Annotated in this window: 15 protein-coding genes; 1 reads left to right on the forward strand and 14 read right to left on the reverse strand. The window is 47.7% G+C overall.

The genetic code is table 11. The features are described from left to right. Positions 1 to 14: 14 nt before the first annotated feature. The 12 genes from H6X83_RS07310 to H6X83_RS07365 all read right to left on the reverse strand — a co-directional run bounded on the left by H6X83_RS07310 (position 15) and on the right by H6X83_RS07365 (position 11,769). On the reverse strand, positions 15 to 323 hold the full coding sequence (locus H6X83_RS07310) for a YhbY family RNA-binding protein (protein ID WP_212505853.1): 309 nt from the start codon (positions 321 to 323) through the stop codon (positions 15 to 17). 26 nt (positions 324 to 349) lie between these two features. Beyond that, complete coding sequence (gene ligA / locus H6X83_RS07315; RefSeq protein ID WP_484484185.1) at positions 350 to 2,329, reverse strand: NAD-dependent DNA ligase LigA; 1,980 nt, start codon at positions 2,327 to 2,329, stop codon at positions 350 to 352. Between the two features lie 72 nt (positions 2,330 to 2,401). Beyond that, complete coding sequence (gene yunB, locus H6X83_RS07320) at positions 2,402 to 3,046, reverse strand: sporulation protein YunB (protein ID WP_212505855.1); 645 nt, start codon at positions 3,044 to 3,046, stop codon at positions 2,402 to 2,404. 142 nt (positions 3,047 to 3,188) lie between these two features. Then, positions 3,189 to 5,162, reverse strand: coding sequence for a bifunctional 4-hydroxy-3-methylbut-2-enyl diphosphate reductase/30S ribosomal protein S1 (locus tag H6X83_RS07325; RefSeq protein WP_212505856.1), 1,974 nt, complete (start codon positions 5,160 to 5,162; stop codon positions 3,189 to 3,191). Further along, on the reverse strand, positions 5,159 to 5,791 hold the full coding sequence (locus H6X83_RS07330) for a lysophospholipid acyltransferase family protein (RefSeq protein WP_212505857.1): 633 nt from the start codon (positions 5,789 to 5,791) through the stop codon (positions 5,159 to 5,161). The genes H6X83_RS07325 and H6X83_RS07330 overlap by 4 nt, the downstream gene beginning before the upstream one ends. Further along, positions 5,788 to 6,441, reverse strand: coding sequence for a lysophospholipid acyltransferase family protein (locus H6X83_RS07335; protein ID WP_212505858.1), 654 nt, complete (start codon positions 6,439 to 6,441; stop codon positions 5,788 to 5,790). The genes H6X83_RS07330 and H6X83_RS07335 overlap by 4 nt, the downstream gene beginning before the upstream one ends. Continuing rightward, entirely contained in the window at positions 6,438 to 7,106 is a 669-nt protein-coding gene (cmk, locus tag H6X83_RS07340; RefSeq protein WP_212505859.1) for a (d)CMP kinase, read from the reverse strand. The genes H6X83_RS07335 and cmk overlap by 4 nt, the downstream gene beginning before the upstream one ends. A 107-nt stretch (positions 7,107 to 7,213) precedes the next feature. Further along, entirely contained in the window at positions 7,214 to 8,455 is a 1,242-nt protein-coding gene (locus H6X83_RS07345; RefSeq protein WP_212505860.1) for a BaiN/RdsA family NAD(P)/FAD-dependent oxidoreductase, read from the reverse strand. Next, complete coding sequence (locus H6X83_RS07350; protein WP_212505861.1) at positions 8,442 to 9,338, reverse strand: MurR/RpiR family transcriptional regulator; 897 nt, start codon at positions 9,336 to 9,338, stop codon at positions 8,442 to 8,444. Before H6X83_RS07350 ends, H6X83_RS07345 begins: the two co-directional genes overlap by 14 nt. A gap of 335 nt (positions 9,339 to 9,673) precedes the next feature. Then, positions 9,674 to 10,225, reverse strand: coding sequence for a hypothetical protein (locus H6X83_RS07355; RefSeq protein WP_212505862.1), 552 nt, complete (start codon positions 10,223 to 10,225; stop codon positions 9,674 to 9,676). 17 nt (positions 10,226 to 10,242) lie between these two features. Beyond that, complete coding sequence (locus H6X83_RS07360; protein WP_212505863.1) at positions 10,243 to 10,893, reverse strand: DnaJ domain-containing protein; 651 nt, start codon at positions 10,891 to 10,893, stop codon at positions 10,243 to 10,245. Then, entirely contained in the window at positions 10,894 to 11,769 is an 876-nt protein-coding gene (locus tag H6X83_RS07365) for a DUF5685 family protein (protein WP_212505864.1), read from the reverse strand. It lies immediately after the preceding gene. Between the two features lie 318 nt (positions 11,770 to 12,087). On the opposite strand from H6X83_RS07365, the gene H6X83_RS07370 reads away from it, so the two are divergent. Further along, complete coding sequence (locus H6X83_RS07370) at positions 12,088 to 13,290, forward strand: hypothetical protein (RefSeq protein WP_212505865.1); 1,203 nt, start codon at positions 12,088 to 12,090, stop codon at positions 13,288 to 13,290. Between the two features lie 97 nt (positions 13,291 to 13,387). Here H6X83_RS07370 and H6X83_RS07375 read toward each other — a convergent pair whose 3' ends face one another. Together H6X83_RS07375 and H6X83_RS07380 are read right to left on the reverse strand one after the other, a co-directional pair. After that, complete coding sequence (locus H6X83_RS07375; protein ID WP_212505866.1) at positions 13,388 to 14,338, reverse strand: hypothetical protein; 951 nt, start codon at positions 14,336 to 14,338, stop codon at positions 13,388 to 13,390. Positions 14,339 to 14,385: 47 nt separating this feature from the next. Then, a complete protein-coding gene (locus tag H6X83_RS07380) occupies positions 14,386 to 15,411 on the reverse strand; it encodes a TasA family protein (protein ID WP_212505867.1) in 1,026 nt (341 codons plus the stop codon). Positions 15,412 to 15,425: the final 14 nt, after the last annotated feature.

Consider the following 15,425-nt stretch of genomic DNA (forward strand, 5'->3'; position numbering starts at 1 on the left):
CAAATTCTATTGTATTACTTTTTCGGCGCTTTGGGAAGAGTGATTTTCGGTTCTTTCTGGTTTTTCCTGTATAAAATGAACCGAGAGCCGATTACCTGCACCACTTCAGAGTGAGTTTCACCGGCTAAAGTTTCGGCCGCTTCTTTGGAAGAAACCGGGCAGGTTTCCGGTAAAACACGTCCTTTAATCAGTTCCCGCTTTTCCAGAGCTGCATCGGCCTGATACACAATGTCAGAGGATAAGCCGCCTTTTCCCACCATTAGGATGGTTTCGAGCGGGTTGGCAAGGCTGCGCAGATATGCGCGCTGTTTGCTGGTGAGCATATGAATCTCCTTAAAATTTTATAGTTTTACTTCAGCAGTTCCTCAAAGTCCGATTCTGAAAGGATTGGTACACCGAGGGTCTGCGCTTTTGTCAGCTTGCTGCCGGCTTCTTTTCCGGCAAGGACATAGCTTGTCTTTTTGCTGACGCTGCCGCTCACTTTTCCGCCGAACTTTTCTATGACTTCTGCCGCTTGTACACGAGTCATGTTCGGCAAAGTACCGGTCAATACAAAAGTCTTTCCGGAAAAACGGGTGTCCTGCACCTGCTGCTGACTTTCCATGTTCACACCAGCATCGCGCAGGCGTGCCACCAGTTCAGCAGTAGCAGTCAGGCTGAAAAACTCCTGAACGCTTTCCGCCATGATTTCGCCGTAGCCGTCTATTTCGGCAATTTCCTCCGCAGTAGCTTTAAAGACGTTGGTCATGCTGCCGAAACGCGCCGCCAGTAGTTTTGCTGCTTTCTGGCCGATATGTGGGATGCCCATAGCAAACAAAAGGTGTGAAAGATCATTTTGTTTGCTTCGTTCAATACCGTCCAGCAGATTTTGCGCTGATTTTTCTCCCATACGCTCTATCAGTGTCAGCTGCGCAAGCGTCAGAGTATATAAATCTGCAGGCGACTTTACAAGTTTCTCTGCAATCAGCTGTTCCAAAACTGCAGGGCCGCAGCCGTCGATGCCCATTGCATCGCGGCTGACAAAGTGAATCAGGTGACGGGCAAGCTGTGCGGGGCAGGCAGCATTGGTACAGCGTACAGCCGACTCCCCTTCCTCCCGCACAACCGGGCTGCCGCAGGATGGGCAGACTTCCGGCAGCTGATATGGAGCAGAATCTTCAGCATGGGAAACCACGCTAACCACTTCCGGAATGATTTCACCCGCTTTGCGCAGTTTTACCGTATCACCGACGCGAATATCTTTTTCTGTGATATAATCCTGATTGTGCAGCGTTGCACGGCTGACGGTAGTACCTGCCAGTGAAACCGGCTCAAACACGCCGGTCGGTGTCAGCACACCGGTTCTGCCGACATTCACCTCAATATTCAGCAGCTTCGTTTCTTTTTCTTCCGGCGGATATTTAAATGCTTCCGCCCATTTGGGGAACTTCGCGGTACTGCCCAGTTCCTGCCGCTGCGCAAAGCTGTTCACCTTAATTACCGCACCGTCTATAGAGTAGCCCAAGCTGCCCCGCAGACCGCCAATACGCTCCACTTCCTCAATTGCTTCGTCAATCGTTTGGCAGGTTTTAAAGAAAGGTGTTACGGTAAAACCTAAGTCTTTCAGGTAATTCAGTGCTTCATCATGACTGTGCAGTGTGTCTCCGCTTATCTGCTGTACATTAAAAACAAAAATATCCAGCACGCGGGCTGCCGTTATGCGGCTGTCTTTCTGCCGCAGGGAACCGGCGGCAGCGTTGCGTGGATTTTTGAAAGCTTTTTCACCGGCGAGCTCCTGCTGCGCACACAGCTTGAAAAAACTTTCGTGTGACATATAAACTTCTCCGCGCACTTCCAGAAACGGCACCGGGCGCTTCAGCATTTTAGGAATTGTACGGATGGTACGCAGATTTTCTGTAACATCCTCGCCGACGGTACCATCACCGCGGGTTGAACCGCGGGTAAAAACACCGTCACGGTATTCCAGTGAAACGGAAAGGCCGTCGAACTTCGGCTCAACAACATATGTCACATCTGCCGCTGTTTCCCGAACGCGGCGGTCAAAGTCACGCAGTTCCGCGTGGGAAAAGGAATCATGCAGACTTTCCATAACAACTTCGTGCCGCACTTTGCTGAACTGCGCAAGGGGTGCGCCGCCAACCTGCTGTGTAGGCGAATCTGCTGTACGCAGCTGTGGAAACTGTTCTTCCAGATTCTGCAGTTCTCTGTACAGCATGTCGTACTCAAAATCGTCTATTTCCGGAGCGTCTTCCACATAGTATTTCCGGTTGTGATACCGAATCTGTTCGCGCAGTTGTGCGGCGCGCGCTTTTGCTTCATTCTGCTGCAATATAGTTCCTCTCATTCTGTACATTTCCTGTACCGAATTTTTTATGCAATCTTGCGGGGCGTATGGAAAGAATCAGCTGCTGGCCTTAGCAGCATACTGCGACAATGCAACACTGGGTACTTCCCCAACGATTACCGTCTCTGCAACCGGCACATCCACTGTAACCTGCTGGTCGGCGTTTTTCCCAAGCATATAAGTGTACAGCGAAACTGTGACACGCAGAAACAGCCTGTGACGCGTCTGATTGATACCGGCACTGTCAAAGTTGCTCTGCAACTGCGCCTGCACACAGCCTGACAGCGTGATTTTCAGTGGCAAACTAGGACCGCGGCCATGCAGTATGGAACTGCTAGTCAGCGTACCGACTGGAATATTCACCGTTGTATGGGACTGTTCCTGAATCGCTTTCTGCACAGTTTGAGTTAGCTGCGCCTGCAAAGTATTCTGCGCTTCAATATTGCTGCTGATTGATTGTACTGCACCGTCACTTGCCCGTGTAATCTGCACCAAATTATCATAGTTCACGCTTTTTGCCGCAAGTTCGCTCTGTACGGCAAAATTTACTGTTTGCACCGCATAGTTTTTCGCTTCATAGCCCGCAACCGCGTACATATAGGGCTTCAGTGCAGTGTCCAGACCAATAAAACCAATGATCAAGGCTGCCGCCAATACCAGCGGCCCCCATGCGATTGGTCTGCCACGATAATGCCTTCTCATACATCCACCCCATTTTTCCGAAAAAGATTTCTCTTTCTGCCACCAGTATAAGCAGCATGTGGAAAAATGGTTCCTGCAAAGCACAATGAAAAAAGCGCACAAAGAAACCGAGGGTCTCTTTGCGCGCTTCGCGTTTCAAAAATTATTCAGCAGACTCGTCGGCTGTGTTGGATTCTTCGCTGTTTTCCAGCAGCTGACGGATAGACAGGCTGACACGGTGACGGTCAAAGTCAATGTCAGTAATGACAGCTTTCACTGTCTGGCCAATCTGCAGCTCGTCCTGCGGCTTCTCAATGCGGTGGTCAGCAATCTGAGAAATATGAATCAGGCCGTCAATGCCGGGGATAATACGGGCAAATGCGCCAAATGTTGTCATGCCAACAACAGTAGCCTCAACAACCGTACCAACCGGATAATCGCGCTTCAGTACTTCCCACGGGCTGTCCTCGGGACGCTTGTATCCCAAAGAAATCTTGCCCTTTTCGTGGTCAAGGCCCTTAATGTACACATGAACCTTATCACCAACGCTGACAACCTCACTCGGATGCTTAATGCGAGTCCAAGACAACTCACTGATGTGAATCATGCCATCAATGCCGCCCAAATCAACGAAAGCGCCATAGGAAGTCAGCGACTTCACAACACCGTCGTATTCCTTGCCCTCTTCTGCGGTTTCCCAGAACTTTTCAGCCAGCTTCTTCTGCTGATCCTTCAGGACAGAGCGGATGGAACCAACTGCGCGACGACGGCCACGGTTCACTTCGATGATGCGGAAATCAACTTCCTTCTTCAGCAGAGCGTCCAGCGGATCGCTGCGGGAAGCAGTTGCCTGAGAAGCAGGGATAAAGATGCGAACACCCTTTGTTACAGCAATCACGCCGCCCTTAACAACTTCAACAACTGTACCGGTCAGGATTTCCTGATTTTCTTCGGCTGCAACAACTTCATCCCAGCCCTTGGCAGCATCCAAACGGCGCTTGGAAAGCATAATGGTGCCCTCCTGGTCGTTTGTACGCATGATGAGCAGATCCATTTCGTCGCCGATTTTTACCAAGTCATCTGTTTTGGCACCGGGGTCTGCGGTCAACTCGGAAAGCGGAACAAAACCAGACTGTTTACGGCCAACATCTACAAGGACTTCTGTCGGGGTAATGCCAACGACAATGCCGTGAACCTTTTCATCTGTATTTAAACTTTTCAGAGACTCCTCGAGCATCTCTGCAAAGTTGTCACCGCTTTCTGCGGTCTCCGGGCTGTGCACGCCCTCATTAATTTCTGCCATGGTAACTAGTACCTCCTTTATAATGCTTGCCGGTGTGGAGGCACCGGCAGTAATACCTAAATGATGCACCCCAGCGAAAAGCTCACGGGGAATTTCGGCTGCCGACTGTGCAAAAATAGTTTGCGTGTGCCTACTGCACACTTCATACAGCTTGGCCGTATTGGAACTTTGCCGACCGCCTAGGACAATCATGGCATCGCAGGTGCAGGCCAGTGATTCCGCCTCAGACTGACGGCTAGCAGTCGCATTACATATTGTATCAAAAATTTTGGCGTTTGTATATACCTTTTTCAGGATTTCTAGACAATTTCGCCATTCTGCAACACTAAATGTGGTTTGTGCCACAACAGATACAGCACTATTCTGTGAAAATTGCCATCTTTCGATGCCCTTTTCAAGTTCTTTTGCAGTTGGGAAGACAAATGCCGTACCGGTGCAGTGCCCTAAAATCCCCTGAACCTCCGGGTGTTCAGGATTTCCGGCAATTAATACGATACGGCCCGCCTGCCCCTGTTCCGCTACAATACGGTGGATTTTTTCTACAAACGGGCAGGTTGCATCGGCACATTCAATCGGAAGCCGTGCAATTTGCTCCTCTACGCTGCGGGAAACGCCATGACTGCGAACAACCAGTGTACTGCCGGGAGGTACCTGTTCCGGTTCTTCCACAATGCGTGCGCCCAACTTTTCCAAGTGTGCAAGCGTCTGTGGATTATGGATAATTGGGCCTAATGTGCAGACCTTTTTCCCCTGCCTCAATAAATCTTCAACCAACGTAACCGCGCGGTTTACTCCAAAACAAAAGCCGGCAGATTTTGCTACTTCAATTTTCAAAAGCCGTGTCCCTCTTCCAGTTGATGATTAATCCTGTCCGCCAGTAGTTTTGCTGATTCATGCAGCAACTTGCGGCTCTTTTCTGAACCAGAGAAAATTTGTGCAGGCAGCATTTGTCCCACACGAACTGTAACGCGCTTTCCAAACCGCCATGCGCCTTTGCACCAAATGGAAACCGGCAAAATCGGCATACCTGTGCGCGCGGCAATCAGCGCCGCACCCGCCTTAGGACGAAATGATGTGTTGTCAAACACAACCCGACCCTGCGGAAAGATTGCCAGTGCATCGCCTCGTTTGAGGATCTCCTCGGCACTGCGCAGGCTTTGTATGTCTGCACTGTCCCGTTGAACTGGGAACGCGCCCATGGCATGCAAAAAGCCGGAAGCCAGCGGGCCGTGATCTGTAAAAAGCTCACGTTTCGCCATAAAATACAAGTGCTGCGGAACAGCCATTGCTATCATATAGGGATCAATTACACTGCGGTGATTGCAGCAAAGAATGTATGGCCCTTTTTTGGGTACATTCCTCAAACCATGGAACCGAATACGCAGCAGCAACACTCCAAAAGGTGATGTTACACGCAGTAAAAACTGATAAATCAATCGAAACAGAAACAGAGGGCGCTTCATTTTCGAAACTCCTTCAAATCCTTTTCGCGGATTTCTTTGATTTTGTCCATAATCATGTGACTTGCTGAGCGAAATTCACTTGTTTTACCGTTGACAAGGCCAAGTTCCTCGGGCATAACCGGTTTTCCGTAGGTCACACAGCATTTTTCAAAAGACTTTGGCAGACGTCCATCTTTCGCCGTAATACAGCACGGTATCACCGGGACATGATAGCGCCACGCCAGCATGGCAGCACCAGCTTTTGGCTGACCCAAAGAGCCGTCCTTGCTGCGGGTGCCTTCAATAAAAACACCAAGCAAATCACCATTTTGCAAATGCTGACCGGCAGAATTGATAGCACCGACATCACCATGACCACGCTGCACTGGAATAACACCAACACAGCGCAGAACCCAACCTACAAATTTATTTTCAAATAACTCGGATTTTCCAAGAAAAAAAATCTGGCGGTGACAGGAAAGGAACATTCTTACAGCATCGGAATTTCGCATATGATTAATACAGATAATCGCTGCACCGCTTTTCGGAATATTTTCTTTTCCGTGCACACAGTTCGGCAGAATTGGTCTGGCAAACCACTGCGGTACAACTTTTGCCAGTCGGTACATGGGCGTCATTTTCATAGCAGGTTTTGTCCTTTCCCGTTTCACAATCCCAGTTTTTCCCGAATTACTCCGCGCAGCAGTGCAATGCTCTGTTCCAGTGTATTTCCGGTAGTGTCAATTTTCACTGCATCATCTGCCTGCTTCAGCGGTGCTGTAGCACGGTGCATATCCTGATAATCACGCTGACGAATGTCATCTAAAACCTGCCGGTAATCTGCAGGCTGACTTTTTACCTGTAATTCTTCAAAACGGCGCTGTGCGCGGTCCTCTGCAGAAGCAGTCAGAAAAATTTTCAACTGCGCATTAGGCAGCACTACAGTTCCGATATCTCGGCCGTCCATGATGATGTTGCTTTCCAATGCAATTTTGCGCTGCAAATCAAATAAGAACTCCCGCACCTGTGGGATTGCCGAAACACCGGACGCAGCCATGCTGACTGCCGGTGTACGGATTGCTTCTGAAACATCTTCATTATTAAGGAAAACTTTCTGAACACCATTTTCAAACCGCAGGGAAAGTTCAATCTGCGGCAGCAGTGCCGTCACTGCCGCTGCATCATGCGTTTCAGCGTGACTGCGAAGCGCAAACAAGCCGACTGCACGGTAAAGGGCGCCCGTGTCGACATAAATAAAGCCAATTTGTGCAGCCAGCCGACGTGCAATTGTACTTTTGCCGGCACCGGCCGGACCATCAATCGCAATATGGATCATGAACAGACCTCCGAAGAACAAATTCACTGTACCGCAAAAATGCGCGCAGCATATACAGTTAAGTATACTACAAACGCGCACAAATTCAAATCCTTTTTTGTGTTTTTTCAGACTTGCTGCACATTTTCACCGGCCATGTGGCCCGTTGCAAATGCAATCTGCAGGTTATACCCGCCTGTATAAGCATCCACATCCAGCATTTCACCCGCAAAGTACAGCCCCGGGATTTTTTTAGACTGCATCGTTTTGGGGTCAACTTCATTCACTGCAACACCGCCGCTGGTTACGATTGCTTCTTCGATTGGACGAAAGCCGGTAACCGTAAATGGAAATTTTTTCAGTAATTCGCCGAAGGCATGGCGTTGCACACGTGTAACTTCGCTGCACTTTGTCTGTGGATCAATACCGGAATGCTTCACTGCAATCGGAATCAATTTGTGCGGCAGCAGTGCAGTCAGCGAATTCGCAAACGCACGGTTTGGATGCTCTCCCAAATCACGAATTAAGCGTGCGTCCAGTTTTTCCGGACTCAGTGCAGGTTTTAGGTCTATCTCAATTCGGTAACGCCCTGCTGCCATATTTCGCAAATGTGCACTTGCACTAAGGATAACTGGCCCGGATACGCCGAAATGTGTAAAAAGCATTTCACCGAACTCTTCATGAATGACTTTTTTCTTAACACAGTCATAAAATCTGCAGGAAATATTGCGCAGGGACAGCCCCATCATGTCCCTGCACTCTTCCCCCGCGCAGGTCAGCGGTACCAGTGAGGGATACAATGGATGTATGGTATGCCCCGCTTCGGCAGCAATTTTATATCCTGCGCCTGTAGAACCGGTAGTTGGATATGATGCTCCGCCGCAGCAGAGGACGACCTGCTGTGCTTCAATTTCCCGCCCATCTGAAAGGCGAACTCCAGCAGCCCTGCCCGCACGGGTCAGCAAGCGACTGACGCTGCCGCGAATTATGCTGACTCCGCCGTCAACTGTCCAATCTGTCAATGCATTTACAATATCTTCAGCCTTGTCAGATTGTGGAAAGACTCTGCGTCCGCGTTCTGTTTTCAGTGGAACGCCAAGTCCTTCAAAAAAAGCTTTCGTATCCTCTGGGCTGAAGCGGTTCAGAGCACCATAAAGAAAGCGCGGATTGGTCGGAACATTTTCAAGGAATTCCTGCACACTGCAGTCATTTGTCAGGTTGCAGCGACCCTTCCCTGTAATTGCAAGTTTTTTCCCGGTCTGTGCATTTTTTTCAACCAGCCATACCGTTAGTCCACGGTGTGCAGCTGTTCCGGCAGCCATTAACCCCGCGGCTCCTGCCCCAACAACGACAACATCAGGCGTCTGCATTTTTTGCATCATCCTCAGCAGTATTATCTACTTTTTCGTAGACATGATATTCTTCCCAAATATTTTCCAAACGATCAAAGGTTTTGTCCATGCTGTTTTCCTTTTTCAGGGACAGCGTAACAATCAGCGCATCAATCAGGCTGAGCGGCGCCACCAGCGAATCCACAATAGCAGCAATGTCACTGCGGGCAAGCAGTGCATAATCCGCGTACTGCGCGAGCGGAGAAACCGCTGTATCTGTAATGGCAATTACTTTTGCACCGCAGTTGTGCGCGAATTGCATAGCCTTCGCCGCTTTGCGCGAGTAACGCGGAAAGCTGATGCCAATCACTACATCCTGCGCATTAATATGAATCAGCTGTTGAAAAATCTCCGCTTCACTGGTCGCCTGCACCAGCATAACGTCCTCCAGCAGAAGCCCGCAGTAGTAAGACAGGAAAGACGCCAATGCCTGGCAGCTGCGCGCACCCAGAATATAAACTTTGCGAGAAGTGAGGATTGCATCCACAGCCATGTAAAAATCTTGATGAGAAGTATATTCCATCGTGCGGCGGATAATATCGCTGTCCTGATTCAGCACCGCATCCAGTATGTCATTCTGGCCAATGCGTTCCCGCGTTACTTCCATGCGCTGCACAATGGTCAGTTTGCTGCGAATCATTTCCTGCATAGCTCGCTGCAGTTCCGGGTAACCTGCATAGCCAATTTCTGTAGCGAAACGCACTACTGTGGATTCGCTGACCCCCACTGTAGTACCCAAACGCGAAGCAGTCATAAATGCGACCTTGTCGTAATGCTCCATGATATAATTAGCAATCAGGCGCTGACCTTTTGAGAAGGTACCCATCTTCTCTTGAATTCGCGTAGTTAAAAAGTCATTCATTTTATCAACTCCCGGTAACAAGTTTAAAGCCTTGAGCCCCAAAAAGCAAGTAAAAACTGAGAATCCTGCATTTTACTTTGAAAAGGTCTGATTTTTCAAAGTATTTCAGGAATTATGCCCTGCTTTGCTTTTCATTCGTGCTCTTAAGCGGTACAGATCTCGTTCCGTGTAATTTCAAGTGGTTTTATGTAAGTCATAAATTTCCAAAAAGTGGATATTTTTTTCCGCAACGGCAATAAAAAACTTCTAGAAACCGCAAAATGGGAGCTGCTGCAAAACACTGAAAATGTTTTACAGCAGCTCCAAATATGCAGGAACTTCTATTTTCAGAGCACTCAAAATTTTGTGGAAAGCCATTTTCTGACAAAAGGATGCAGTCTTCGAAAATAATATACAACCACGCCGCTGACTGCGTAATCATACAGTAAAAACACAACATTGCCGCCCAGTAAAAGGATACCCGGCAGATAAACACCCGCAATGGTGAAGGACTGCAGCGGAACCGAAAGCAAATTCACACTGATAAAGAAAGCAAGGATCACCGCAACATTAAACAAAGCCAGCTTCACAGCCAAGCGAGCCAAACGGCTCTGCAGGCGGCGCTCAATCAGTGCTTTCACAATCGGGTAGTAACCCAGCAGCATTACATACACCAGCACTGCGTCTTTATCCGGGCCAATCAAAGTACCGAGTACGGATGATGCAGCAAAAACAGGCCATGCCCATGCAGGCCCCAGCTCAGCAACAATCGGTATCAGCATCAGGCCAGCCAAGCCGGGCATTGCATAGGTCATGATTGGGATAAGACCGCCCAAGCAGATAAACACCAGTGCCAGTGCAGTCATAATACCACAGAAAGCGATTTTCAGGGTATGATTCTGCTTCACAAGAAAGCCTCCTTGGTTTACCGACACCCAATGCAGGGGCACAAGTCACCGCCCATGCATTCACAGCACGCATCTGCACAGACCAGATTGCCGCAGCAGTTGCACGCCTGATTCATACTATCATTGTTGTTGCGCATTGCTGGGTCATAGCCGCCATAGTAGCCGGTTCGCTGGTTGCTGATCTGGTTAAATGCCGCACGGTATTCCATATTGCCGGGGTCCATCTGGCACGCATGCCCTAAGTAAGAAGCTGCCTGCTCCAACTGACCGCGTTTGTAAAGGACAGTTCCTTTCAAAAAATACCATTCTGCATTTCTGCTTTCCGCCGGAACACCGTCCAATATCTGTTCTGCATCAGCGATACGCCCATTCATAATAAAAGAACGTACATCCGAAAAACCGGAAGCAGGATTCTGCCGCGGCCCGGTGTAACCACCTTGATAAGGACTGCCGCCAAACGGATTACCCTGCGTACGGTTTTTCCGCTGGCTCATAATGTTGTCGTATGCTTCATTGACTTCCTTCATCTTCTCGCTTGCAAGGTCGGCCAGCGGACTGTCCGCATAATTGTCGGGGTGATACTTCTTTGCGAGATTGCGATATGCAGTTTTTACTTCATCATCGGTTGCATTTGGGGACACGCCCAAGACCTGATACGGATCAGCCATTTATTTTTTCTCCTTTTTAAAAAGCAGCTGTTTTTGCATTTCCGGAAGCCCCTGTTCCACAATATTCTGCAGAATCGGAGCAAACGTTTTCATATCCAATAATTCAAAAGCTGCGCACAAGCGAGACATCGTTAGGTTTAAACACCCATTTGCCTGCTCACGTGCGTTAGCAAGGTCATCCTCATCACTATCCTGTGTAATGCCATATTGCCTTACAAACCAGTTGAAGTCTCCGCTTTTGGCATCCTTCTGCATATCATCTGCCGCATCAATCAAATAAATCCATCGGCCAAGGAAATAACCGATCTCCCACAGGACACGGCGCTCTGGCTTTTCTTCCTGTGCTTCATGCGCAAAAATTTCCGCGAGCATTTCCGCACTTGGCGCCGCGCAAGAATCCAAATTTACATCCGGCTGAAGTTCTGCCGCAGACTGCTTCTCCATATATGTCTGTACGATTTTTTCCATCCAAGGATAATCTGCTGCCGCTTTGCGGTGTGCATGATGCGTTAATGGCAACAAGAAGCGCGCACGAATGTGTCCTTTTCCGTGATCTTTTAAGTCATCCCACAATTTTTGAACCGTCAGTAGTACGCAAAGAGCAGCCGCCTGCCGCAGCAGCGGTTCAGTACCCATGCAAAAAGTACATTTTTTCAGTGGATTGGCAACACAGCGTCCAGACTGAAAATCAGGGCAGTTACCGTTCAAGGCAAACAAAAAGATTGCGTAAAAGGTGCTGTCATAACTCAGTGACAATCTGGAAACCGCACCGTAGCTGTTTCCCAGTTCTTTGCATACCCCACAGTAAATTCCGCGGTAGGCTTCATATTCGCGTACCAGAAGTTCAGATTTTTTCGGTCTGATATAACCAAACAAGCCAAACCGTCCTTTTAGCACTCATTATTTCTGTCTATCATATTTTACTATAGTTCCACTACAAATTTAATTAACAATTCATGAACAATGGTTTGAAATTCTTAAAACACTCTGAATATGAAATCCATAAAAGTTAATATATGTAATTCAAATTAAATTAATGATATAAAGCTCAGCATCTGTCTGCTAATACCCGGCATAAAAAATATTTCAGTATTGTAATTATTCCTATTTTTGGAATTGTTCACAACTTGTATCTTGATTTTTTTCGTAGAAGAGTTTATTATAATCCCAATAATTGTAAAATGGAGGTAAAATATGAAGAATCGAAAAATAAATAAGTTTGCAACAGTTTGCCTGCTTTCTGCCGCACTTCTCTGTTCCTCCGGGTGCAGTTTTGTAAAATTTTCAGTGCAGCCTGCTTCGAAAAAAACTTCATCAGCAGTTGTGCGTAAAACTCTGCTTCAAACAATACCGTCCTCAAGCAAAAGAGCTGCCGCTGCTGCACTCACAAAGCCGCAGCCACTGCGTAATGATGGCGTACGCAGTGTTATGCATCTGGATTTTCTGCGTCTGCAAAAGAAATACAATCTGGCGGCTGTTCCAACCTACGACGGTTCCAATCAATCCACACATCCCAAAATTTTGTATTTTCCAAACGGCTGGCATGGTTATCGTTACTGGATGTCAATTACACCCTATCCTGGAGGAAATGACGACTATGAAAACCCCTGCATTGTCGTTTCCAATGACATGACCAATTGGGTAACACCGCGTGGAATTCATAATCCGGTAACAGGTGTTCCAAAAGATGTACGGTACGGCGGGCATTACTCTGACTCACATCTGGTAATGTGCAAAAGCCGCATGGAACTTTGGTACCGCTATAATGCTGGAAACCGCAAAACAAGGCAGCCAAATTATGCAAAAGATTTTTACTATCGGATACTCAGTTCTGATGGCACTCACTGGTCTAACCCCCAGTTAATGCAGACTGCACCGCAAAACATGATGAGTTTAGCAGTAAACTATCAGAGTGGACAATATAAATTTTGGTACACTGACCGCTCCAATCGTTTGATGCATGCTGTCAGTACAGACGGAACGCATTGGTCGCAGGTAGTTCCCTGCCGTATTCCGCTGCCGGCCGGATATACTCCCTGGCATCAGGATGTTGTTTGTTGCAATAACACTTACTACCTGCTGCAAACCGGTCTTTATCACAAAAAGTATTCTTTTGCACTTTTCCTTTCGAAATCTACAGACGGGATTCACTTCACAAACGGTGTACCTTTTTATCCGAGTGCAAACCCGGTTATTCTTCATAATACTTGGCTTTACCGCAGCAGTTTCTTTGCTGACACACACAATACCTTTCAAATGATGATTTCGCTGCGGCTGCCGGGACAAAAATGGTTTATGACCAAATGTAGCATGCCCATTAGCCAATGGAACAAAGCCTGTTCCTCTCACCAAAAGGTTATTTTAAATTCTTCTTCGGCAACTGTTCGCAGAGTCTAAAAAAGCCGGTGCAGATAATCTGCACCGGCTTTTTGTTTACCGAAAAACAGCTCTAAACTGTAATTTTTTCAGTTCAGAGCTGTTTTACAGGATAAACTTATTTACGTTTCCTTCGCTGCCGCAGAAGTACCAATATTACTGCTTCAGCTGCGACAAAGACTGCCAGCGCACCTGCAATAGGCGCATCATCACCCGTTTTAAACACTTTGTTCAGGAACCCATTGGGTGTACTGCTGCCAGAACTGCCTCCACCACCATGTGAATTGGAAATCGTGCCATCCGCGCTTGGTGTATGCGAAGATGACGCCGAGGAACTTTCCTGGCCGCCGCCATTACTTGCCATACTGCTGGAATTTAATTGCGGCCCGCTGGATACAGAACCGCTGTCAGCTGAAGAAGAGCTGCCTGTTCCATTACTGGTCGTACCGGACGAGGTCGGTATTGGAGGAGTCGCTGAAGATGTCGGAGAACCGCTTGCTTCCGCATAAAACGTCCATGTGATTTTTCCGGAAGCATTCTGATACAAGTTTCCCAAAACAGAAGGTACAGCAAAAACTGCTTTTAAAATATGCTCTGAATTGCGCCTGATTGCACCGAGATTCAAATAAACGCCGCTGGGATAATTGCTGCCGGTATTGCCTGCTGGACGGAGCATGGTCCTTCCACTGCCATCCTCTGCACCATCTGCGGTGCCGTTGTAAATTTCTTTTCCGTCCAATGTCAGTGTAAGTTTCATTTGATGAATCAGATCCTGCGCACCAGATCCGCTGCCGGAGGGGGTTTCAGAATACAGATACAGCTGATAGGAAGCATAATTAGAAGTATTGTGTATCTTATAGGAGCCTTGCACGGTATCACCGGGCACCAGCTTATTTTGGTTTGCAAAATAACCGGGTTTTTCATCCGTTATCGTAAGACCTGTTACATTGCTGTCTGCATCGATAATCTGTGGATTAATTGGAGCATAATAGCTCTCGGCAAAAGCCGCAGAGGAACTAAACAGCATTACAGCACAAATCAATACTCCTGCTATCACTTTTTTCCACATATCAGCCCCTCCTCTCCCCTTTATTTTACTGCGCTTTTACACAATACTTAGGCTACAGAAGACGCTGCTTGAGAAACAGCAGAGGCTGTGGAAGATGCAGCCGGAACTTCACTTGCTGCCGAAATTGCGCCATAGGAAACAGTACCATTCTGATTGAAAGTTGCCTGCACTTTGAAAATGTCCTTAACTGCATCTACATTTGCCTGAGTAACTTCCATGGTAGGAGTCAGAGTATATGTAGCACCTGCAAAGCTATTGCCCAGCGTGCTGTCAAACTTGACATTAGAAACCAGATTAACAGTTTTGTCACCGGGATTCAGGACTTTATTGTAGTAGAAATAGCCGTCTGCATTATAAGTCCAGTCCTTTACATTCAGTCCCAACTGAATCAGTTTGTCGATGTTAGCCTTGTCGGTAACAGCCGCTGCCTGCTCTGCATTCTTTGTATAGAATTCGTACTTAACAGAAGCCGCAACAGCAGATGTTGTATCGGTTCCTGCTTTTGCTGGTGTATATTCGACAACCTGCTTGCCGTCTTTCACATCAAAGTATGCAAGGTAAGAGGTGCCCTTTTCGTTGCCCTTGGAAATATCCTTTGTATAAACATGCAGGCCGTTCTGGCTGAGTGCGGTATTCTCTGTGTAATCTACAGCAAGGGACTTCCAAGCAGTATCGCTGTATAAGACTGCAGTCTGATTTGCTGCAGCTGTCGTGGAATCTGCTTTTGTAATGACTGGACCATTTTCATCTGTGACAAGTGTCTGCAGCTTCTCGTTTAGCTTCATGCGTACAACAACCTTTGTCTGACCGTTGTTGACTGCACCGACTTCCTTAGTGATATCCGCGCCGGGGGTAACCGGAATCGGGTCATAAACATCTACAAGGCTAGTATTGAATGTATCAGTTGAAAATACGTTGTCTTTAGACTGTGTTTTTGTAAACCACGCAAATGTGCCAGCCAGCAGGCCCAGTGCACAAACTACGGAGGCTGCCCCCAAGACCTTCTTCTTTACAGATTTTTTCGGAGCTGCCTGAATCTCCTGCTCGGTTACGTTTGTGTTGTTTTCGTTCATTGTTGTTCTCCTTT

This window comes from Caproicibacterium amylolyticum (genome assembly GCF_014467055.1).
Lineage (GTDB): Bacteria > Bacillota > Clostridia > Oscillospirales > Acutalibacteraceae > Caproicibacterium > Caproicibacterium amylolyticum.